This is a genomic window from Burkholderia sp. YHN3-13, from assembly GCF_055810675.1.
Genome location: NZ_JBVVNQ010000002.1, coordinates 712,602 through 733,330, shown reverse-complemented (window position 1 = coordinate 733,330; position 20,729 = coordinate 712,602). Strand labels below are relative to the sequence as shown.

The following is a 20,729-nucleotide window of genomic DNA, read 5'->3' as shown; positions in this document are numbered from 1 at the left end:
ACCACGACTTCCGTCGCTGCCGATTCTTCCGTCGGCGCGTAAAATGAAGGGCCTGACGACTCATTAGCCGCCATCGGACCGCACGCGTTGCATCAGCGAACGGCTCCGCCGCGAAGAGGCGTCGGCGCCGGGCGCGCATGATGCGCCAGACGTGTCGATGGCTTGCGCGGAAGATGCGCCGCTCGCAACAGCACCACGCGGCGGCCGGATCGGCCGATGGCTTCGAACGTATGATGCTTTCCAGCTTGTCGCGGCGAATTTCGAAGTCGCGCCGTCGTACCCGCACAGTCGCCGCGTATGCGTCGCTCGCTGTCGTGCTGCCCGTTTCCAGTCTTGCCGGGTTGCCTGCCTTCGCCGCATCCGACGCTTCGTCGTCCGTTGCTCCGTCATCCTCATCAGTGGCATCGCCCGCGTCGACGGCTTCTCATGCGCACCCGGGCTCGTCCGCGCATGCGTTGCCAGGTACATCGCCCGCACCGTCCGCCCCCGCGGCATCGCACGTGCATCATGCAGCGCCGGCCAGCGCGGCATCGGCCGCTTCCGGCGCTTCTTCCGCAGCTTCTACAGCCGAACCCGCATCGGCCGCATCCGCCACCACCGCCAGCGAGGCCGAAGCCCCCGCGCCGACCCCGCCGCGGCGGCATCCGCCCCTATCGGCCGAGGAAGCGAAGAACGCGACGGCGCGCGCCGTCGACATGCGCAAGCGCTTCACGCAGGAAGTCACCCGCCGATTGAACGTGCCCGCGAGCGAACAGCGCGCCTACGGCGAGCGGCTCCAGAAGGCGCTCGCCGAAGCGGACCTCGGCGACCTCGCCGGCGAATACGTCGCGATGGTCGACCGCGCACCGAACGTGCAGGCGCTGTTCATCTACTTCCGCGCCACGCCGGCCAATGCGTGGCTGATGATCGGCGCCTCGCCGGTCGGCACGGGGCTGCCGGGCAAGTACGACCATTTCCTGACGCCGCTCGGCGTGTTCCATCACTCGCCCGACAACATGGATTTCCGCGCCGAAGGCACGACGAACGAGAACGGCATTCGCGGTTATGGCCGCCGCGACATGCGCATCTACGACTTCGGCTGGGTGGACGGAGAACGCGGCTGGGGCAAGGGCGGCGTGTCGCCGATGCGCTTCCAGATGCATGCGACCGATCCCGACCGCCTCGAAGCGCTGCTCGGCATCCGGCATTCGAAGGGCTGCGTGCGGATTCCCGCGTCGCTGAACGCATTTTTCGACCACCACGGCCTGCTCGACGACGATTACCAGGCGCGTGTCGAAGCCGGCAAGTCGCTGTGGGTGCTGCCGCGCGATCGCGACATCACGCCGATCGCGGGTCGTTATCTGGTCGTGATCGACAGCGCGCGCAAGGCGCGCCCGGCCTGGGCGCCGATGCCGGGGCGCAACGCATGGTCGAAGGTGCCGAAGGGCGGCGACACGGCGGACTGATCGCCGGCCGCCGAACGCGGAGGGAATGCAGGGATGAGAATAAATCCGTTTTATTGATACATAAGAAAAGCAAACTTTTATTATCCGATCCGGGTTCGTATAGTCGAGTCCAGTTTCGCGGAACCCCGCCGCGCCTGGCCCACCACCGACCACACGACCCGCATGAAAACTCTCTACAAGCTCGCTCCGCTCGCGATGCTCGGCGCCTTCGCGACCCATGCCGGTGCGCAAAGCAGCATCACGCTGTACGGTCTCATCTCGGCCGGCGTCGGGTTCGCGACCAACCAGGGCGGCAAGAACGCCTGGCAGGCGCTGTCCGGCACGAACCAGAACCCGCGCTGGGGGCTGAAGGGCAAGGAGGATCTGGGGCAGGGGCTGTCCGCGGTCTTTCAGCTCGAGAACGGCTTCAACGTGATGACGGGCACGGCCGCGCAGAACGGCCGCGAGTTCGGGCGCATGGCCTATGTCGGCCTCGCCGACCGCACCTACGGTTCGCTGACGTTCGGCCGCCAGTACGATGCGATCCACGACTACATCGGGCCGGTGATCATCGCGAGCAACGGCGTGAACATCGGCGACAACGACAACGGCTACAACGACATCCGCGTGCAGAACTCGGTGAAGTACGTGAGTCCCGTCTACTACGGCCTGAAATTCACCGCGCTGTACGGCTTCAGCAACGCGACCGGCTTCGCGAACAACAGCGCGTACAGCTTCGGGCTCGGCTACGAGCAGGGCGCGCTGCGCTGGAGCGCCGTCTATGCGCAGTATAACCATCCGTACAGCGCGACGAACCAGGACGGCGCGATCGCGAACGACTATGCGTCGCCGCTGCTGATCTTCAGCAAGAGCGCGATGTCGCCGGCCGCGTATGCCAGCCGGCAGCGGATCGCGGGCACGGGCGGTTTCTACACGATCGGCCGCGCGCAGTTCGCCGCGATGTTCACCGACGTGCGCTACGATTACCTCGACAATTCGCATCTGCACCTGCAGAACCTGGGGGTGAACGTCGTCTACACGATGACGCCGCAGCTCTTCCTCGGCGCCGCGTACGCGTTCACGAACGGCAAGTACGACGTGATCGACAAGCGTCCGAAATGGCATCAGGTGAACCTGCAGGCCGACTACTTCCTGTCGAAACGCACCGACGTCGCGCTGACGGTGATCGCGCAGCAGGCGGCCGGCGACGCGGACCACGCGCAGATCTTCGCGTACGCGCGCTCGACCGGCACGCGCCAGATGATGGCGACGCTCGGCGTCCGGCACGTATTTTGAGCGCCCCCAATCCTGCCGCCTCGCGCCTGGCCCCCCCCGGAGGCAGGAAAACGTGGGGCGGCCCGGCGTTTTCTCGAGAGCCCGACCATGACTCATCCGATCGCATCCCGCCGCACCTTCCTGAAACTGTCCGCCGCGCTGGCCGGCACCGCGCTGCTGCCCGAGGCGGGCGCGTTCGCGGCCGGCGGCGACGCTGCGCGCCGCACGGTGATCATCGATACCGACCCGGGGCAGGACGACGCCATCGCGATCCTGCTCGCGCTGGGCGCGCAGGACCGGCTCGACGTGCGAGCGCTGACGGCCGTCGCGGGTAACGTGCCGCTCGACCTGACCGAACGCAACGCGCGGATCATCCGTGACTGGGCCGGCCGCACGAAGACGCTGCCGGTCTATGCGGGCTGCCCGCGCCCGCTCGTGCGCGATCTCGTGACGGCCGCGAACGTGCACGGCAGGACGGGGCTCGAAGGCGTCGAACTGCACGAGCCGCGCGCGCCGCTTGCTGCCGGCCACGCCGTGTCGTACCTCGTCGATACGCTGAGCCGCGCGGCGCCGAACAGCGTGACGCTGTGCGCGCTCGGCCCGCTGACCAACCTCGCGACCGCGCTGGTCGAGGCGCCGCGGATTCGCGGCGCGCTGCGCGAAATCGTGCTGATGGGCGGCGCGTTTTTCGAGCGCGGCAACATCACGCCGGCCGCCGAGTTCAACATCTACGTCGATCCGCAGGCGGCCGAAGTCGTGTTCGGCAGCGGCGTGCCGATCGTCGTGCTGCCGCGCGACGTCGCGGTGAAGGCGCCGATCACGCCGGCGCGCGTCGCGCCGTTCCGCGCGCTCGGCAACCGCTGCGGCGCGATCGTCGCGGACATCATGGATGCCGAGCTCGCATACAACAAGAAGCGGCGTGGCGTCGAAGAGGCGCCGATGTACGACCCGACGGCCGTCGGCTATCTCGTCGATCCGACGCTGTTCGGCGGGCGCAAGGTGAACGTGGTGGTCGAGACGACCGGGCAGTGGACGCTCGGCGAGACGATCGTCGACTGGAACGGGCGCAGCGGCCGTGCGGCGAATGCAACGTGGATCAACGAGGTCGATGCGGACCGCTTCTACGCGACGCTCGTCGAGCGCATCGCGAAGCTGCCTTGAGCGCAGCGCGCAGGGCGCCGCGCGGTGAACGCGATCAGATGTGCTTCGCAATCCACTCGCGGCACGCGCGCACATGCGGGCCGCGATCGTCGGCGGCGAGCGAGATCAGCGAGATCGCTCGCGTGACGCGCGGTTTGTCCACGCGCAGCGCGACGAGTTCGGGATCGTGCAGATGCATCGTGTAGAGGCTCGGCAGCACGGCGGTCGCGAGGCCGTTGCGCGCAAGTGCGTAGAGCGGTTCGGTGTATTCCATCCGGTACGTGACGTTCAGGCGCAACTTGCCGGCGCCGCCGGTGCGATGCAGCGATTCGCTGACGCTGCCGCGCACGAACACCGCGAGCTCGCGATCGACGAGCTTCGCCCACGTGACGCTCTTCGCGCGGGCGAGCGGATCGTCGTGCCGCACGACGATCACGATCTCGTCCTCGAACAGCTGCTGGTAGCGCAGCGTGCCGTCGTCGCTGTCCGGCTCGCGCACGCCGATGCCGAGATCCGCGACGCCGTCGCGCACGGCTTCGACGAGCGCGCTGTTCGGCAGGTCGGTGAGCGTGAAGCGCAGCGTCGGACGCGTGCCGCGCAGCGTGTTGAGCGCGGGCAGCAGGCGGCCCGCGACCGACGGGATGAACGCGATGCGCACGGTCTGAATGCGTTCGCCGATGAGCCGCGTCATGTCGTCGAAGGTGCCGCGGGCCTGGTTGAGCAGTCGTTCGGCGAGCGGCAGCACGGCTTCGCCCGCGGTGGTGAGCGTAAGGCGATGCGCGGTACGCGCGAACAGGCGCCCGCCGAGCAGGAATTCGATCTGGCGGATCGACGCGGTGAGCGCGGGCTGGGTGAGCGACAGCGCCTGCGCGGCCTGCGTGAAGCTGCGTGCGTGGGCGAGCACGACGAAGTGCTGGACCTGCCGCAGCGTGAGCGCGGGCAGCAGCGACGAGCGGTCGGACGACATCGGGCAATAACGGTCGGGATGCGGTACGCGGCAGTATAAGACCGCGCCGCGGGAACCGACACCGGACAATATTCGGAATCACAGGAGAACCACCATGTCAGCGACTGACACGATCCCGGCGCGCGCGCCGGCCAACTGGCTCGAACGCCGCTTCGCGCTCGCCGCGCGCGGCACGAGCGTGCGCACCGAGACGATCGCCGGCGTCACGTCGTTCCTCGCGGCCGCGTACCTGCTCGTCGTGATTCCGTCGCTGCTCGCGACCGGCGGGATGGAGCGCGGCGCGGCGACGACGGCGACCATCGTCGTGTTCGTGTTGTTCACGACGCTGATGGGGCTCTACGCGAACCTGCCGTTCCTCGTCGGCCCCGGCATCGGCGGCTCGGTGATCATCGGCGTGACGCTCGCGACGACGGAACACGTCGGCTGGCAGACGGGCCTCGGCATCGCATGCGTGTCGGGCGTGCTGTTCTTCCTGCTGACGATACTCGGCGCGCGCGGCGTGGTGGTGCGGCTGATTCCGGTGCAGATCAAGCTCGGGCTCGGCGCGTCGATCGGGTTGTTCGTCACGATGCTCGGGCTGCGCAACGCGGGGATGGTCGTCGCGAGTGCGAAGACCAACGCGTTCGCGCTCGGCGACTTCTCGCGGCCGGGCGCGCTCGTCGCGCTGACCGGCCTCGCGGTGGCGATCGTGCTGCAGGCGCGCAAGGTGCCCGGTGCGATCCTGATCGCGATCCTCGCCGCGGCCGCGGCCGGCGTGCCGCTGGGCGTCACGCACCTGCCCGCGTCGTTCGTGTCGCTGCCGCACAGCATCGCGCCGATCGCGTTCAAGCTCGATATCGGCAGCGCGTTGAGCCTTGCGGCCGCGCCGTACCTGTTCGCGTTTTTCGCGGCGGAATTCTTCTCGACGCTCGGCACCGCGCTCGCGGTCGGCGCGAAGGCAAACCTGCTCGACGAGCAGGGCAACCTGCCGAACATCAACCGGCCGTTCCTCGTCGACTCGCTCGCCGCGACGCTCGGGCCCGTATTCGGCATCCCGGCGCTCACGGCGCTGATCGAATCGGCCGCGGGCGTCGAGGCCGGCGGCCGCAGCGGGCTGTCGTCGCTGGCCGCTGCCGTGCTGTTCGCCGCGATGCTGCTGTTCGTGCCGGTCGCGCTCGCGATCCCGAAGGAGGCGACGGCGCCGGCGCTGATCCTGATCGGGCTGTCGATGTTCGCGACGATCCGCCATACGCATTTCGACGATTTCACCGATGCGCTGCCCGTGATGTCGATGGTGCTGCTCACGCTGATGTCGAACAGCTTCGGCACCGGCATCGCGGGCGGGCTGCTGTGCTACGTGCTCGTCAAGCTGCTGGCCGGCCGCTGGCGCGACGTGTCGTGGGGGCTCGTCGTGCTCGCGATTCCGCTCGGCTATTACTTCTGGACCGTCGTGAAGCCGCACTGAGGGACGGCTTTCGCGACGCACAGGCACTACCGAAAAAAAGAGACTGACATGAAGGGAACACCAGGCAACGTCCCGCCCGCGCGCACGGGCATCGAGATCACGCCGGCCCACCGGGCCTTCTTCCACGCGCTGCCGAAGGTCGAGCTGCATTGCCACCTGCTCGGCGCGGTGCGGCACGACACGTTCGTCGCGCTCGCGGCGCGCAGCGGCGCGCCGATCGAGCGCGCGGAGATCGATGCGTTCTACGCACGCGGCGAGAAGCCGGTCGGCGTGCTGCACGTGCTGCGGGCGCTCGACAAGTATCTGCTCACGCAGCCCGACGATTTGCGGCGGATCGCTTACGAGTATCTGGAAGATGCGGCCGCGCACCATGTCCGGCATGCGGAATTCTTCTGGAATCCGACAGGTACGGTGCGCGTGTCGGGCATCGCGTATGCCGATGCGCAGGCCGCGATCGTGACGGCGATCCGCGATGCCGCGCGCGATTTCGGGATCGGCGCGCGCCTGATCCCGAGCATCGACCGCGAGCAGGATCCCGACGAGGCGGTCGAAATCGTCGAGTGGATGAAGGCGAATCGCGCGGACGAAGTCGCGGGGGTCGGCATCGACTATCGCGAGAACGACCGGCCGCCGGAACTGTTCTGGAAGGCGTACCGCAATGCACGTGCGGCCGGTTTCCGCACGACCGCGCACGCGGGCGAGTTCGGGATGCCGTGGCGCAACGTCGAGACGGCCGTCGATCTGCTGCAGGTCGATCGCGTCGATCACGGCTATACGATCGTCGACAACCCCGACCTGTGTGCGCGCTATGCGGAGCGCGGGATCGTCTTCACCGTCGTGCCGACGAATTCGTACTATCTGCGCACGCTGCCGCCGGAGCAATGGGCGGAACGGCATCCGATGCGCAAGATGCCGGGCCTCGGGCTGAAGATCCATCCGAACACCGACGACCCGACGCTTCACAAGGTCAATCCGAGCGAAGCGTGGGAACTGATGCTCAGCCATTTCGGCTTCACCGTGGCCGACCTGAAGCAGTTCATGCTGAACGGGATCGACGGCGCGTGGGTCGATGACGTGACGAAGGCTGCGTGGCGCGCCGCATGGGCGCCGGAGTTCGACGCGCTGGCCGCCACGCTCGCGGCGGGCTGAGTACGCGCGCGCACGCTGTTCGGCCGGTAGCTCGACCGGTCGGCGCTTCGTCCGGATGGGTTCAGGCCGTGCCCGGCCGAAGCAGGATGCCGCGCACGTGTCCCGGCGTCTTCCCGGGCCGCTGTGCGCCGCGGGCTGGCATACCTCGGTCGCGTTCGCTATATTGGCGCCCGGCGGCGCCCGATCGTGTCGCCGCCGCCGCGCGCGCCCGCGCCGGCATTCCGACAACAATACGAACGCTGAGAGGCCCGCCGTGCGCATTCCCGTTTTCTGTCTGATGTTGTGCGTCTCGCTGTCCGCGCGAGCCGGCAGTGCCTGCGATGGGCTGCTCGGCGATTACGCGCGGGCCGCCGGCAAACCCGCGACCCTGCGCGTCGAGAAGGCGGGTGACGACTTCGTGCTGCGCGCGCGTGAAGCCGGCCGCTGGAGCGTCGAAACGGCCCCGGCGCAGGTGGCGGAGCTCGACATGGACGGTCCGGAGAAGCCGCCCGCCGACGCGTGCGTGCTCGACGTGCCGGGCGGCCAACTGATCCGGATGCCGATCGGCTCGCCCTATCAGGTCACGTCGATCACCGGCAGCAGTTTCACGACGAAGCATTCGACCACGGGCGTCCTGCTGCTGATCGTGCAAGGCTTTCAGGTCGACGGCATCGAGCTTCATCCGGTCGCGCGCAGCGGCGAGTCGCCGCCGGCGCCGTGACGCCGGTCGCCGGGCGCTGACGACGCGCCGGTAAAACGGGCCGCGGGCGCCGCGATCAGCGGAAGAATCTCAGCCAGTCGAACAGGCCCGGATGCTGCACGCGCCGTCTCGGCGCGGGCGCGCTGCGTGGCCGGAAATCGGGCGAGAACTGCGCGTGCGGATCGATCGCGCGCGCCCGCAGCGCCGCCTCGTAGAACGAGCCGACGATCGGCAGCGCACTGTGCGCGCCCGCGCCCCAGTAGTCGCTGCGCAGCGTCACGCTGCCGTCGTCGAAGCCGACCCACGCGCCGGCCACGAGCTGCGGATGCATCAGGATGAACCAGCCGTCCGCGTTGTCCTGCGTCGTGCCCGTCTTGCCGGCGACGTCGACACGGATCCCGTAGCGCGACCGGATGTCGGCGCCGGTGCCGCGATCGACGACGTCGCGCATCACGTCGACGAGCGTCTGCGCGGCCGGCGCCGGCAGCGCGCGTTCGGGCTGCGCGCTGCCGAACGCGGCCAGCACCTTGCCGTCGCGGTCCTCGATGCGCGTGATCATCTGCGGCGCGACGTACACGCCGCGGTTCGCGATCGTGCCGTATGCGGACACCATCTCCTTCAGCGTCACGGGGCTCGTGCCGAGCGCGAGCGACGGCACCGCATCGAGCGGGCTGTCGCGCACGCCCATCGCGCGCGCCAGCTGCGCGACCTTCGCGGCGCCTTCGTGCTGCATCACCTGCGCGGTGACGCGGTTGCGCGACAGCGCGAGCGCGTCACGCAGCGTCATCGGCTCGCCGGTCGGCGGTTCCGCATCGGTCGGGCGCCACACGGCGCGCCCGTCGACCGGAATCGCGACGGGACGATCGACGAACGTATCGTCGGGCCGCATGCCGTCCGCGAACGCCGCGCCATAGACGAACGGCTTGAAGGTCGAACCCGGCTGGCGCCGCGCCTGGAAGACGTGGTCGAACGGCTCGCTGCCGAAATCGGGGCTGCCGACCCACGCGCGGATCGCGCCGTTGCGCGGATCGATCGCGACGAAACCGGCCTGCACCTGCGTCTTGCGTTCGCACAGCGCGCGCATGAACGCGCGGTTGGCGCCGAGCTGCTTCAGCGCCGGCACGTCGGCGAGCCCGGTGTCGCGGGCCTGGCGATACTCGGGCGTCTGGCGGATGAAGCCGCGGAACAGGTCGTTGCGCAACCCGCAGCCGGACGGGCCGCGCCATGCGCCGTCGGCGACCGCCTGCAGCCGCTCGGTCTGCCGCGTCAGCGCCTGCGTGGCCATGTCCTGCAATTGCGCATCGAGCGTCGTGCGCACGACGAGGCCGTCGGCGTAGAGATCGTAGTTGTTGCGGTCGGCCCACGCGATCAGCCACTTGCGCAGCTGTACCGCGAAGTGCGGCGCGAGGCTCGGCTGCGCCGTCTGCGGTTCGAAGTCGACGCGCAGCGGCTGGCGCTGCAGTTTCGTGAGCTGCGGCGGCGTGAGCATGCCCATCTGCGCCATCCGGCCGAGCACGATGTTGCGCCGCTGGACCGCGCGCTCCGGATTCAGCACCGGGTTGTAGTAGCTGTTGCCCTTCAGCATCCCGACGAGCGTCGCGCTTTCCGCGATGTCGAGCTGGTCCGCCGACTTGCCGAAGTAGGTGCGCGCGGCCATTTCGACGCCGTACGCGTTGTACAGGAACGGCACCGTGTTCAGGTAGGTTTCGAGGATCTCGTCCTTGCTGTACACCGATTCGATCTTGAACGCGGTGATCAGCTCCTTCACCTTGCGCGTGAGCGTCGGCGCGCGGCCGACTTCGTCCGGATACAGGTTGCGTGCGAGCTGCTGCGTGATCGTCGAGCCGCCCTGGCGGTTGCCCGAGAAGGTATGCAGCCCGGCGGCGAGCGTGCGGCGCAAGTCGATGCCGTGATGCGAATAGAAGCGATGGTCCTCGGTCGCGATCAGCGCGTCGACCATGTGCGGCGAGATCTGCTTGAGCGGCACCCATTCGCGGTTCACGGGCCGGAACTCGGCGATCAGCTGGCCGTCGGCGGACAGCACACGCGCCGGGCGGTCGATGCGCGCCTTGCGGATGTCGCCGATGCTCGGCGTGAACGGGACGAACGCGAGCAGGACCAGCAGGCCCAGCACCGGTATCGCGGCGAGCGTCAGCGCCACGCCGCGCCGCGTCGGATGGCGCAGGCGATGCAGCACGGCCGCGCACAGCGTGCGCAGGCGCGCGCGGCAGGCGGCGGCGAGCGGTGCGACACGGGCGCGGCAACGGAGCCACGCATCTCGGAGAAACGGCACGAAGCGATTCAAGGCGGCAAGGGCGGATGGAAGACGCGCGATCCTAGCAAACGGCGCCCGCACGCCGGCGGCAGAAACGGCCGTTTGCTTGCAGGATTTACAGACGATTACGTTTGTTGCCCGCCGACAACCTTTTAAGGTGCGCGCGGCCGCGATTGCGCCGACGAAACCACGTCCGCGAGCCGTTGCGCGGCGGCTTCCATCTGCGCGCGGTCGAACCCGCCGAAGCCGAGCACGAGCCCCGGGCGGGCCGTGCCGGGCGCGAACATCGGCGACACCGCGCGCACCGCGACGCCGGCCTGCGCGGCACGGGCGACCACGTCGAGATCGTCGATGCCTTCGGCAAGCCACAGCACGACGTGCATGCCCTGGTCGCCCGGCTGCACCCACGCGCGTTCGCGTGGCAGCCGCGCGCCGAGCGTGTCGATCAGCAGCGTGCGCTGTTCCGCATACACGCCGCGCACACGGCGGATGTGGCGGTCGAGATGGCCTTCCGCGATGAAGGCGGCCAGCACGTGCTGATCGGCGGTCGGCGCATGGCGATCCATCAGCACGCGCGCGCCGCAGAACGCGGGCACGAGATCCTCGGGCGCGATCACGTAGCCGAGCCGCAGCGACGGAAACAGGATCTTGCTGAACGTGCCGAGGTAGATCACACGATCGGGGGCGAGCCCTTGCAGCGACGGGAACGGGTAGCCTTCATAGCGCAGCTCGCTGTCGTAGTCGTCTTCGACGACCCACGCGCGCTGCGCGCGCGCCCAGGCGAGCAGCGCGTTGCGCCGCGCCATGCTCAACGGCATGCCGAGCGGGTACTGGTGCGACGGCGTGACGAACGCGGCGCGCGCCTCCGGCGCGAGCCGCATGCCGGCGTCGACGTCGAGGCCGTCGGCGTCCACCGGCACGCGCACCATCGCGTCGCGCCGCCCGGTGCTTTCGAGCAGCGCGGTGATGCCGCGATAGGCGGGATTCTCGACCCATGCGCGGTCGTTGTCGCCGAGCAGCACCTGGCGCGCGAGATGCAGCCCCTGCTGCGTACCGCTCGTGATCACGACCTGGCCGGCATCGCAGCGCACCGAGCGCGACCGGCGCACGTAGTCGGCGATCGCTTCGCGCAGCGGCAGCGCGCCCTGCGGATCGGCATAGCCGGACGGCGCACCGGCGCCGCGGGCGCGCAGGCGGTTGCCGAGCCGGCGCCAGATGTCGTCGGGGGCGGTGAGGCCGACCGGCACCGAGATCGCGAACGGCATGGCCGGCAGCGGGCTGAATTCGCGGGCGATCCGCGCGAAGGTGGCGGCGGGCTCGGGCAGGCCGGCGTGCGTCGGGCGCTGGCGTCGCGCGGGCGGTGCGGGCGCGTCGCCGGACGGCGGTTCCGCGAGCGCGTTCGCGACCCGCGTGCCCGCGCCGCCGCGCGACTCGAGAAAGCCCTCGGCGACGAGCTGCGCGTACGCATCGACCACCGTGCCGCGCGCAAGCTGCAGCGCCGCCGCCAGCAGCCGCGTGGACGGCAGCGCGTCGCCCGGCCGGACGTCGCCGCGCCGCACGGCGTCGCGCAGCGCCTGCGCGAGCTGACGGCTCAGGTCGCCGGCCGCGCGGTCGAGCGTGCCGAGCGACGGGATTTCGACGATCCGGGCCGTTCTTGCCATGATTCTGGTCTGCTGAAATTGTTCCAAACCGGCTCTACAGCATAAACCAGTTTGGCGTCACAATCGCCGCATGACGGGCCTGCGCCCGCGCCATTTCCCATCCCGTTCGACCGTGGAGCCGACATGTACGTCCCCGCCGATTTCAACGAGCCCGATCCCGACGCGCTGCGCGAGCTGATCGTGCAGCGTCCGTTCGGCAGCCTGATCACGCAGGGCAAGAACGGGCTCGACGCGAACCACCTGCCGTTCGAGCTGTTGCCCGACGATGGCGGGCTCGGCGAACTGCATGCGCACGTCGCCCGCGCGAATCCGGTCTGGCGGGACGTCGCGGACGGCGACGAGGTGCTCGTGATTTTCCGCGCCGGCGACGCGTACATCTCGCCGAACTGGTACCCGAGCAAGCACGTCGCGCACCGGCAAGTGCCGACGTGGAACTACGTGGTCGTGCATGCGCACGGCCGCATCACGGTGCGCGACGACGAGAAGTTCGTGCGCGGCGTGGTCGCGCGGCTGACGCGCACGCACGAGGCGTCGCAGCCGGTGCCGTGGAAGATGGGCGACGCGCCGAAGGACTACATCGACACGATGGTGCAGTCGATCGTCGGGCTGCGGATCGAGATCACGCGGCTCGTCGGCAAGCGCAAGCTCGGGCAGAACAAGGCCGGGGCCGATATCCGGGGCGCCGGTGAAGCGCTGATCGCGGACGGCAACCTCGCGATCGGCGAGGCGATGCTCGCGGCGGCGGACGCGAAACGCACGTGAGCGAGTGAGCGCATGACGGGCGTGCACGCATGTGCAGATGCGCGCCGCGCCCGCCGCGCCGGTCACTGCGTGCGCGTCGCATCCTTCGCCGGTGTGCCGGCCTGCGCGAGCGCCCCGCGGATCGCGGCCTCGGTCTTGTCGTACCCGCCTTCGCCATAGCGCGTATAGACGACCTTGCCGTTCGCATCGATCAGGTACAGCGCGGGCCAGTACTGGTTCCCGTATGCGCGCCACGTGTCGTAGCGGTTGTCCTGTGCGACCGGGTACGAGATGCCGAAGCGCTTGACCGCCTCGGCGACGTTCTTCGCATCGCGTTCGAACGGATATTCGGGCGTGTGCACGCCGACCACGACGAGCCCCTGGTCGCGATACTTCCGGTCCCATTCCTTCACGTACGGAATCGTATGAATGCAGTTGATGCACGAGTACGTCCAGAAATCGACGAGCACGACCTTGCCGCGCAACTGGCCGAGCGTCAGCGGCGCGCTGTTGTGCCAGCGGTCGATGCCGGTGAAATCGGGGGCCGGCGTGCCGGCCAGCGACGCCGGCATGCCCGCATCGTCGCGGGTGCCGCCGAAGGCGGCGAGCCCGGCCGTGGCGGCGAGGGCGATGACGATGGCGGCGGTCTTGAGTCGGGGCAGCATGGCGTTCTCCTGAGCGGGGTGGCCGCGGCTGGACGGCGGCGGCCGGACGGGTTTCGACAGGCCCCATTAGGCGGCGCCGACGTATCCGCGATGTGTCCGGCCGGCGGCGCGTGTGCAATGTTGTGTGTCGCCGCGGCCGCGCGATACATTGGGATACAAACGCGCGCCTGCCATGCGGTATAACAGCGGACATCGCCTGCCCGAACCACGACACCGACCACGACTCATGGACAAGATCGACCACGTGCTGATCGTCGACGACGATCGCGCGATCCGCGAACTGATCGCGGACTACCTGGAGAAGAACGGCATGCGCGTGTCGCTGGCCGCGAACGGCCGCGAGATGCGCAACGTGCTGGACGACGGCGCGCCCGATCTGATCGTGCTCGACCTGATGATGCCGGGCGAGGACGGTCTCACGCTGTGCCGCGACCTGCGGGCCGGCAAGTTCCGCACGGTACCCGTGCTGATGCTGACCGCGCGCGGCGAGGAAACCGACCGCATCATCGGCCTCGAGATGGGCGCCGACGATTACCTGGCCAAGCCGTTCGCGGTGCGCGAACTGCTCGCGCGGATCCGCTCGGTGCTGCGCCGCGCGCGCATGCTGCCGCCCGGCATGCAGGTGACGGAAACGGCCGAGATGCTCGCGTTCGGCGAATGGCGGCTCGACACGACCGGGCGCCACCTGCTCGACGCCGAAGGCACGCTGGTCGCGCTGAGCGGCGCCGAATACCGGCTGCTGCGCGTGTTCCTCGACAACCCGCAGCGCGTGCTGACGCGCGACCAGTTGCTCAACCTCACGCAGGGGCGGCAGTCCGACCCGTTCGACCGCTCGATCGACCTGCTCGTGAGCCGGTTGCGCCAGCGGCTGCGCGACGGCGCGCGCGAACCGCGCTACATCAAGACGCTGCGTAACGAGGGCTACGTGTTCTCGTCGGCCGTGACCGCCGTCGACGGTACGCCATGAGCGCGCGTACGCCGTGGCACTGGCCGCGCTCGCTGTTCGCGCGGCTCGCGCTGATCCTGTGCGTGGGCCTCGCGCTCGCGCAGACGCTGTCGTTCTGGCTCACCGTCACCGAGCGCGACCAGGCGACCACCAACCTGATGATGGGCTATATCGAGCGCGAGGTCGCGAGTTCGGTCGCGCTGCTCGACCACTTGCCGCCGGCCGAGCGCGCCGCGTGGCTGCCGCGTCTCGCGCGGCGCAGCTATGCGTTCATCCTCGGGCCCGGCGAGACGGGCACGCCGCCGGAAGCGCGGCTGTCGGCGCGCGTCGAGCGTTCGATCTCGGACGGCATCGGCGGCGACTACCCGCTGACCGCGAACGCGATCCCCGGCGATCGCGAACATCTGCAGGTGCACCTGCGCCTGACCGACGGGTCGCCGCTGACGATCGACATTCATCCGATGTCGACGGTGCCGCTGTCGGGCTGGCTGCCGGTCGTGCTCGTGCTGCAGCTCGCGGTGCTGGCCGCGTGCTGCTGGCTCGCGGTGCGGCTCGCGACGCGGCCGCTCAAGCAGCTCGCGCAGGCCGCCGACGCGCTCGGCCCCGACCTGAAGGGCGAGCGGCTGGACGAAGGCGGGCCGTCGGAGGTCGCGCGTGCCGCCCGGGCATTCAACGCGATGCAGGACCGCATCGCGCAGTACATGGCCGAGCGCATGCAGATCCTCGCGTCGATCTCGCACGACCTGCAGACGCCGATCACGCGCATGCGGCTGCGGGTCGACGTGATGGACGACGACACGCAGGGCGCGAAGCTGCGCCAGGACCTGATCGAGATGGAGCACCTGGTGAAGGAGGGCGTCGCGTACGCGCGGACGCTGCACGGCACCGAGGAAGCCGCGCGCCGCATCGATCTCGACGCGCTGCTCGACAGCATCGTGTGCGACTACACGGATGCGGGACAGGACGTCGCGCTGCACAGCCGCGCGCCGCTCGCGCTCGTCACGCGGCCGAAGGCGCTGCGCCGCATCGTGGGCAACCTCGTCGACAACGCGCTGAAGTTCGCGGGCGCGGCCGAGATCGACGTGCAGGCCGCGCCGGACGGCGGCGCGGTGATTGCCGTGCTCGACCGCGGGCCCGGCATTCCGGCCGATCAGCTCGACGCGGTATTCGAGCCGTTCCGGCGCGTGGAGACGTCGCGCAACCGCGACACGGGCGGCACGGGGTTGGGTCTGGCGATCGCGAAGCAACTCGCGCTCGCGATGGGCGGCACGCTGACGCTGAACAACCGGCCCGATGGCGGCGGGCTCGAAGCACGGCTCACGCTGAGGCGCGCGGGGTGAGCCGACGCGGCGCGTGAGCGTCGCGGTGCCGGGTGCGCGCCGAAGCTGAAGCGTGGATGGAAGCGGATGCCGGCGCGCGCGACGTTACGTGCGCTGCAGATGCGCGTCGACGAGCGGGGCGAGCGCTTGCGCATGCACGGCCGCGAGGTCGTGCCGGCCGCCCGCCACGACATGCAGCCGCGCATCGGGCAGCCGTTCGAGCAGGCGCCGGCCGGCCGCGACGGGGCTGATCGGATCGTCGTCGCCCCACAGCAGCAGCGTCGGTTGTGCGATGCGGCCGATGTCCCGCGAGAAGTCCGCGCGGAACGTCAGGAACCAGTCGGGCAACTGCGGGTTCGCTTCGGCGAAGCCGGCCCGCCAGTCCTGCGCACCGAGCCCTTCCATGTCGAGCCCGCCGGACGTGACCGTCAGCACGAGGTGCGTGACGAGCCCGGGCTTGTCGAGCGCCGCGCGCATCGCGATCACGCCGCCCATCGACTGGGCGATCACGGCGGTCGGCCGGTCGATCTTCTCGAGGACATCGCGCACGAGGCCGTCGAAATCGTCGACGGCCGGATCGCGCGGCGTGTCGCCGAAGCCCGGATAGGCGACGATGCGCCGTTCGGCCGGATGCGTGAGCAGGCCGGCCAGCGGCTGCCAGAAAGCGGTGCTGCCCGATGCGCCGGGCAGGAAGAGCAGTTGCGACGGAACGGGCATGGCGTTCGGTTTTCCTGAAAGGGACGTGAAGCAGGGCGGCGCGGCGCGTGCGTCTCAGCACCGGCCGGTGCGCAGCGCGACGGTCCAGTCGTCGCGCCCGCGCGAGGCCGCGGTGACGGCGGCCGTGTGCCAGTCGTATTCGACCGCATGGAATTCGACGCTCCAGCCGGCCGCCGTGCGCGACACCATCGCGTAGCGCGCATGCGGCGAGCCTGTTTCGATGCGGTGCGGATGCGGCAGGTCGTCCTCGTACGCCTGCAGCCCGACGCTGCCCGGGTTGACGATCAGCCGGCCGTCGTCGAGCTTCGCGGTACGCGGCACGTGCGTGTGGCCGCACAGGATCAGCGACGCCGCTTCGTGGCCCGCGCGCCGCGCGACTTCGTCGGGCGTGGCCGCGCGGCAGCCGTCGGGCGTGACCGTCTCGAGGAAGTAGACGAGATCGCTGGCCGGCGTGCCGTGCACCATCAATACGTCGTCGTCGAGCATCATGCGTTCGGGCAGCGCGGCGATCCAGTCGAGCTGGTCGTCGCGCAGCGTGTCGTGCGCCCAGCGATCGGACAGCCGCATCGCTGCGCGGTCGCAGGTGAGCAACTGCCGCTCGTGATTGCCCTTGATGGTCGGCAGATCGAGCGCGATCAGGCGGTCGGCCGTTTCGGCCGGATGGAGCGCGCCCGACACGATGTCGCCGAGATTGACGATCACGTCGGCGCCGCGGCGGCGGACGTCGTCGAGCACCGCGTCGAGCGCGGCGAGGTTGCCGTGGATGTCGGAAAGCGCGGCGATCTTCATGGCGGAGCGTCGATGAGGGGAACGGCGATTGTCGCCAATTCGGCGCGGGTCGTCCAACAATCGCATCATGGCACCGGCGCGCGATGCCGCGTACGGTGCGTCAGTCGGTCGCGAGGCGCGCGTACATCGCGAAATCGCCCGGCGTGCCGCGCACCATCTTGTAGGCGCGCAACAGTCCTTCGTAGCGGTAGCCGCACTTCTGCAGCACGCGCGCGGAGCCCGCGTTGCTGGTCAGCACGACGGCCTGCATCCGCATGAAGCCGCCCGTGGTGAACGCCCATGCGGTGACGGCTTCGCACACGGCGCTCGCGATGCCGCGCCCCCAGTGCGACGGCGCGAGGTCGTACGCGATCTCCGCCGAGCGGTTCACGGTGGACACCGTATGCAGCCCGACCGTCCCGGCGAGCGTGCCCGATGCGGTGTCGACGATCGCGAGACGCCGGATCGAATCCGGGTCGGCCGATTCGATGTTGTCGAACAGCGGCAGCAGATCGTCGGGTGCGCGCAGGTTCCAGCTCGTGTGGCGGAAGACGTCGGGGTTGGACAGGTACGCGTACCACGCGTCGAGGTCCGCGCGGTCGAGTTGCCGGAGCGACAGGCCGGGGAAGCCGGAGCGGGGCGGTCGATCGATTTTCATCGCAACCGGCTTCTATGCCGCATGGCGCCGGTACAGCGCGAGCGACCCGGCGAGCGCGAGCAGCATCGCGCCGCACGAGCGTTCGAGCCACAGCGCGCCCGCGCGTTTCAGCAGCCGCACCGCGCGGGCGCCGAGCAGCGCGTAGCCGAACATCACCGCGCCGTCGAGCAGCGCGAACGTGACCGCGAGCGCGACGTACTGCGGCGCGAGCGGCGCGGACGGATCGAGGAACTGCGGCAGGAACGCGGAGAAGAACAGATAGCCCTTCGGATTCGTGACAGCGGTCAGGAAGCTCTTCGCGAAGATCGACGCGTTGCGATCGGGCGCCGCGCCGGCGGACGCGGCGGCGACGTCGAGCGAACCCTTCGACATCAGCAGCCGGATGCCGACATACGCGAGGTACGCGGCGCCGAGCCATTTCACCACCGAGAACCAGAACGCCGATGCCATCAGCAGCGCGCCGAGGCCGAGCGCGACCGCGACGATCAGCACGACATCGGACAGCATCGCGCCCGCGAAGCCATAGGCCGCGCGGCGCACGCCGTAACGCGAGCCGTTGGTCAGCGCGAGCAGCACGGTCGGGCCGGGTGTCGCGATGCCGACGAACGCGACGGCGGCGAAGATCAGCAGGGTCGTTTCATGCATGACGGCACTCCTGGGGAAAGGGTGCGTTCGATTATCGGGGGCGCCGCCCCGTGCTGTACAGGCGCGGCAGCGATCAACGACGGCCGTGTCGCGACTATCTCGATTTTGGCAAAAAACTGTTGTCATTATTCCGCTTTGGGTCGGAACCGGTTCCAACTACCATGGCGGCCGCAGCGGGCATGCCCGCCGCGTCGTCGCGCGCGGACGCGGCCGGCCTCGCACCGCCGGCGGATGTCGGCGCCCGTGCGCGCTACTCGCAACAGTCAGCCAGAACAACGGGTTCGACGCCCGGAGACATAACATCATGAACAAGCAACTGATCGCAGCGCCGCTGCTGCTCTCGCTCGCGGGTATCGCCGCCGCGCAAAGCTCCGTCACGCTGTACGGCATCGTCGACGCGGGCGTGACCTACCGCAGCAACGAACGGGTTGGCTCGGCGGGGGCGTACACCGGCCATTCGAGCGTCGGTCTCACGACCGGCAACCTGTCCGGCAGCCGCTGGGGCATCAAGGGTTCCGAGGATCTCGGCGGCGGCATGCGCGCGCTGTTCGTGCTCGAGAACGGCTTCGACATCGCGAACGGCACGTCGGGCCAGGGCGGCCGCCAGTTCGGCCGCCAGGCGTTCGTCGGCGTCGGCAGCGACCGCTACGGCACGATCACGCTCGGCCGTCAGTACACGTCGCTCGACGATTTCGTGAGCCCGGTCGGCCCATCGTCGTTCATCGGCGGCTTCGGCGCGCACCCGGGCGACATCGACGATCTCGACCAGACCGCCCGCGTCGACAGCTCGATCAAGTACACGAGCGCGAACTACTCGGGCTTCACGTTCGGCGCGCTGTACGGCTTCGGCGGCCAGCCGGGGAGCATGAAGCAGCGCAACACGTGGAGCGTCGGCGCCGCGTACGCGGCTGGCCCGCTGCGCGTCGGCGTCGGCTACGAGCGCTCGGACAACAGCAAGACGGGCGCGACCGACCCGACGGCCGGCAAGTGGCAGAGCACCGACGACGGCCTGTTCAATTCGTCGATCAACGAAGGTTATGCGAGCGCGCAATCGCAGCAGGTGATCGCGACGGGGGCGACGTACGACTTCGGCCCGGCCGTCGTCGGCGTGAACTACAGCAACGTGCAGTACCGCGGCGGCGCGCAGTCGCTGTTCTCCGGGCATGCGACGTTCAACGTCGCCGGCGTGTTCACGCGCTGGAACGTGCAGCCGCAGACGCAGCTGTTTGCCGGCTACAGCTACACGCGCGGCAGCGACGTCGACGGCATCGACAACCGTGCGCAGTATCACAACGTCACGCTCGGCGCCGTGTACGACCTGTCGAAGCGCACCAGCGTGTACCTGCTCGGCGCGTACCAGCATGCGTCCGGCACGACGCTCGACGCACTCGGCCGGCCGGTGGCCGCGACCGCGTCGGTGTCGGACAAGGCGAACGGTCATTCGTCCGATTCGCGATCGCAGGCGATCGTGAGCCTCGGGCTGCGCCAGAAGTTCTGACGCGGCGATCGTTGCGCGTGCAACGGGGCGTGCTGCTGCTGCGGGCATCGTTGCCGGCATGCTCCTATACCGTCGCCTCCCTTTTCGAGGAGACGACATGACCCGAACGCTTTCCGCGCGCTGCCTGTGCGTGCCGTGACGGTCACGCTGTGCGGCGAGCCGGCGGCGCGCGCGAACTGTCATTGCGCGACGTGCCGCGATTTTTACGGCACGCCGATGCTGTCGGCTACTGCATGGCCGCCGGAGCAGGTGACGATCGACGGCGGTCACGCGACGTTCCCGCATCCGTTGATGTCGATGTCGATGTCACGGGCGTGGTGCGCATCGCGCGGCGAGATCGTGTTCGGGACGAACCGGCCCGGCATGCGCGTCGTGCCGAACAGCTTGACCGCGCGTGCGCATGGCGGGCCGCTGCCGGACCACTTGCAACCGTCGATGCCCCTGTTCTACGGGCCACGCGTGATCGACGTCGCCGACGCGCTGCCGAAATACGTCGACGGCTGGGGCGGCCTGACGCTCGACCCGGCAAGTTGAGCGATCGCCGCCGCGTGCCGGTCCGGCCGGCGCGCGGTTTTTCCCGCCGCATTCCTCCTTTCCCTCCCGCTTTCCCTTCCGCGCGCGAAATCGCGAACAGCCGATCGCGTCGAATAATATTTTTCTCCTTTCATTTTAATTTCCATTTGTAATAATCGAAAAGAATTCCGGGATGAAAAGGCAATACGGTCATATAAGAAAAAATGACGCATTTGTATCGGATG

The 20,729-nt window shown here is 69.3% G+C and carries 18 protein-coding genes and 1 pseudogene; 11 read left to right on the top strand and 8 right to left on the bottom strand.

All coding sequences use genetic code 11. The features are described 5' to 3' along the window. The first annotated feature begins 140 nt into the window (after positions 1-140). The 3 genes from AC0KUR_RS08125 to AC0KUR_RS08115 all read left to right on the top strand — a co-directional run bounded on the left by AC0KUR_RS08125 (position 141) and on the right by AC0KUR_RS08115 (position 3,860). On the top strand, positions 141-1,445 hold the full coding sequence (locus AC0KUR_RS08125) for a hypothetical protein (protein WP_473375678.1): 1,305 nt from the start codon (positions 141-143) through the stop codon (positions 1,443-1,445). A gap of 162 nt (positions 1,446-1,607) precedes the next feature. Further along, positions 1,608-2,720 (top strand): porin, encoded by a 1,113-nt coding sequence (locus AC0KUR_RS08120; protein ID WP_034190605.1) that lies wholly within the window; start codon positions 1,608-1,610, stop codon positions 2,718-2,720. A gap of 87 nt (positions 2,721-2,807) precedes the next feature. After that, positions 2,808-3,860, top strand: a complete 1,053-nt coding sequence (locus tag AC0KUR_RS08115) for a nucleoside hydrolase (RefSeq protein ID WP_175028841.1) — start codon at positions 2,808-2,810, stop codon at positions 3,858-3,860. 34 nt (positions 3,861-3,894) lie between these two features. On the opposite strand, the gene AC0KUR_RS08110 is transcribed toward AC0KUR_RS08115, so the two are convergent. Beyond that, positions 3,895-4,806: a LysR family transcriptional regulator gene (locus AC0KUR_RS08110; RefSeq protein WP_034190603.1), complete on the bottom strand. Its 912-nt coding sequence runs from the start codon at positions 4,804-4,806 to the stop codon at positions 3,895-3,897. Positions 4,807-4,900: 94 nt separating this feature from the next. Between AC0KUR_RS08110 and AC0KUR_RS08105 the strand changes: the two genes are divergently transcribed. The 3 genes from AC0KUR_RS08105 (at position 4,901) to AC0KUR_RS08095 (ending at position 8,099) form a co-directional block, all read left to right on the top strand. Further along, the gene (locus tag AC0KUR_RS08105) at positions 4,901-6,250 is read left to right on the top strand and encodes an NCS2 family permease (protein ID WP_473375662.1); all 1,350 of its coding nucleotides are present in this window, start codon (positions 4,901-4,903) and stop codon (positions 6,248-6,250) included. A gap of 48 nt (positions 6,251-6,298) precedes the next feature. Further along, positions 6,299-7,399, top strand: coding sequence for an adenosine deaminase (gene add, locus AC0KUR_RS08100; RefSeq protein WP_473375661.1), 1,101 nt, complete (start codon positions 6,299-6,301; stop codon positions 7,397-7,399). A 97-nt stretch (positions 7,400-7,496) separates the two neighbouring features. Next, positions 7,497-8,099, top strand: a complete 603-nt coding sequence (locus tag AC0KUR_RS08095; protein WP_226104067.1) for a hypothetical protein — start codon at positions 7,497-7,499, stop codon at positions 8,097-8,099. Positions 8,100-8,154: 55 nt separating this feature from the next. Here the strand turns inward: AC0KUR_RS08095 and AC0KUR_RS08090 are convergent, their stop codons facing one another. Beyond that, positions 8,155-10,383, bottom strand: coding sequence for a penicillin-binding protein 1A (locus AC0KUR_RS08090; RefSeq protein ID WP_473375660.1), 2,229 nt, complete (start codon positions 10,381-10,383; stop codon positions 8,155-8,157). A 122-nt stretch (positions 10,384-10,505) separates the two neighbouring features. After that, entirely contained in the window at positions 10,506-12,014 is a 1,509-nt protein-coding gene (gene pdxR, locus AC0KUR_RS08085) for a MocR-like pyridoxine biosynthesis transcription factor PdxR (protein ID WP_473375659.1), read from the bottom strand. Between the two features lie 123 nt (positions 12,015-12,137). On the opposite strand from pdxR, the gene AC0KUR_RS08080 reads away from it, so the two are divergent. Next, the gene (locus AC0KUR_RS08080; RefSeq protein WP_473375658.1) at positions 12,138-12,776 is read left to right on the top strand and encodes an FMN-binding negative transcriptional regulator; all 639 of its coding nucleotides are present in this window, start codon (positions 12,138-12,140) and stop codon (positions 12,774-12,776) included. Between the two features lie 62 nt (positions 12,777-12,838). Here the strand turns inward: AC0KUR_RS08080 and AC0KUR_RS08075 are convergent, their stop codons facing one another. Further along, positions 12,839-13,420 carry a thioredoxin family protein gene (locus tag AC0KUR_RS08075; protein WP_473375657.1) on the bottom strand — a complete coding sequence of 194 codons (582 nt, stop codon included), beginning with the start codon at positions 13,418-13,420 and terminating at the stop codon, positions 12,839-12,841. Between the two features lie 226 nt (positions 13,421-13,646). On the opposite strand from AC0KUR_RS08075, the gene AC0KUR_RS08070 reads away from it, so the two are divergent. After that, positions 13,647-14,387, top strand: coding sequence for a response regulator (locus AC0KUR_RS08070; RefSeq protein ID WP_034190595.1), 741 nt, complete (start codon positions 13,647-13,649; stop codon positions 14,385-14,387). After that, a complete protein-coding gene (locus AC0KUR_RS08065; protein WP_034190594.1) occupies positions 14,384-15,706 on the top strand; it encodes an ATP-binding protein in 1,323 nt (440 codons plus the stop codon). Before AC0KUR_RS08070 ends, AC0KUR_RS08065 begins: the two co-directional genes overlap by 4 nt. Before the next feature lie 84 nt (positions 15,707-15,790). On the opposite strand, the gene AC0KUR_RS08060 is transcribed toward AC0KUR_RS08065, so the two are convergent. The 4 genes from AC0KUR_RS08060 to AC0KUR_RS08045 form a co-directional block, all read right to left on the bottom strand. Next, positions 15,791-16,402 carry an alpha/beta fold hydrolase gene (locus AC0KUR_RS08060; RefSeq protein ID WP_034190593.1) on the bottom strand — a complete coding sequence of 204 codons (612 nt, stop codon included), beginning with the start codon at positions 16,400-16,402 and terminating at the stop codon, positions 15,791-15,793. A 54-nt stretch (positions 16,403-16,456) separates the two neighbouring features. Continuing rightward, positions 16,457-17,191: a metallophosphoesterase family protein gene (locus AC0KUR_RS08055; RefSeq protein ID WP_049035484.1), complete on the bottom strand. Its 735-nt coding sequence runs from the start codon at positions 17,189-17,191 to the stop codon at positions 16,457-16,459. A gap of 100 nt (positions 17,192-17,291) precedes the next feature. Then, positions 17,292-17,828, bottom strand: coding sequence for a GNAT family N-acetyltransferase (locus AC0KUR_RS08050; RefSeq protein ID WP_049035485.1), 537 nt, complete (start codon positions 17,826-17,828; stop codon positions 17,292-17,294). A gap of 12 nt (positions 17,829-17,840) precedes the next feature. Beyond that, a complete protein-coding gene (locus AC0KUR_RS08045; protein ID WP_226230305.1) occupies positions 17,841-18,473 on the bottom strand; it encodes a LysE family translocator in 633 nt (210 codons plus the stop codon). 304 nt (positions 18,474-18,777) lie between these two features. On the opposite strand from AC0KUR_RS08045, the gene AC0KUR_RS08040 reads away from it, so the two are divergent. Further along, a complete protein-coding gene (locus tag AC0KUR_RS08040) occupies positions 18,778-19,971 on the top strand; it encodes a porin (protein ID WP_034190589.1) in 1,194 nt (397 codons plus the stop codon). Between the two features lie 97 nt (positions 19,972-20,068). Further along, positions 20,069-20,505, top strand: a pseudogene (locus AC0KUR_RS08035) (GFA family protein). The last annotated feature ends 224 nt before the right edge of the window (positions 20,506-20,729 follow it).

Coding starts and splice junctions, on each gene's coding strand:
- AC0KUR_RS08125 (WP_473375678.1), top strand. CDS start 141: ATGCGCCAGACGTGTCGATGGCTTGCGCGGAAGATGCGCCGCTCGCAA.
- AC0KUR_RS08120 (WP_034190605.1), top strand. CDS start 1,608: ATGAAAACTCTCTACAAGCTCGCTCCGCTCGCGATGCTCGGCGCCTTC.
- AC0KUR_RS08115 (WP_175028841.1), top strand. CDS start 2,808: ATGACTCATCCGATCGCATCCCGCCGCACCTTCCTGAAACTGTCCGCC.
- AC0KUR_RS08110 (WP_034190603.1), bottom strand. CDS start 4,806: ATGTCGTCCGACCGCTCGTCGCTGCTGCCCGCGCTCACGCTGCGGCAG.
- AC0KUR_RS08105 (WP_473375662.1), top strand. CDS start 4,901: ATGTCAGCGACTGACACGATCCCGGCGCGCGCGCCGGCCAACTGGCTC.
- add (WP_473375661.1), top strand. CDS start 6,299: ATGAAGGGAACACCAGGCAACGTCCCGCCCGCGCGCACGGGCATCGAG.
- pdxR (WP_473375659.1), bottom strand. CDS start 12,014: ATGGCAAGAACGGCCCGGATCGTCGAAATCCCGTCGCTCGGCACGCTC.
- AC0KUR_RS08080 (WP_473375658.1), top strand. CDS start 12,138: ATGTACGTCCCCGCCGATTTCAACGAGCCCGATCCCGACGCGCTGCGC.
- AC0KUR_RS08075 (WP_473375657.1), bottom strand. CDS start 13,420: ATGCTGCCCCGACTCAAGACCGCCGCCATCGTCATCGCCCTCGCCGCC.
- AC0KUR_RS08070 (WP_034190595.1), top strand. CDS start 13,647: ATGGACAAGATCGACCACGTGCTGATCGTCGACGACGATCGCGCGATC.
- AC0KUR_RS08065 (WP_034190594.1), top strand. CDS start 14,384: ATGAGCGCGCGTACGCCGTGGCACTGGCCGCGCTCGCTGTTCGCGCGG.
- AC0KUR_RS08060 (WP_034190593.1), bottom strand. CDS start 16,402: ATGCCCGTTCCGTCGCAACTGCTCTTCCTGCCCGGCGCATCGGGCAGC.
- AC0KUR_RS08055 (WP_049035484.1), bottom strand. CDS start 17,191: ATGAAGATCGCCGCGCTTTCCGACATCCACGGCAACCTCGCCGCGCTC.
- AC0KUR_RS08050 (WP_049035485.1), bottom strand. CDS start 17,828: ATGAAAATCGATCGACCGCCCCGCTCCGGCTTCCCCGGCCTGTCGCTC.
- AC0KUR_RS08045 (WP_226230305.1), bottom strand. CDS start 18,473: ATGCATGAAACGACCCTGCTGATCTTCGCCGCCGTCGCGTTCGTCGGC.
- AC0KUR_RS08040 (WP_034190589.1), top strand. CDS start 18,778: ATGAACAAGCAACTGATCGCAGCGCCGCTGCTGCTCTCGCTCGCGGGT.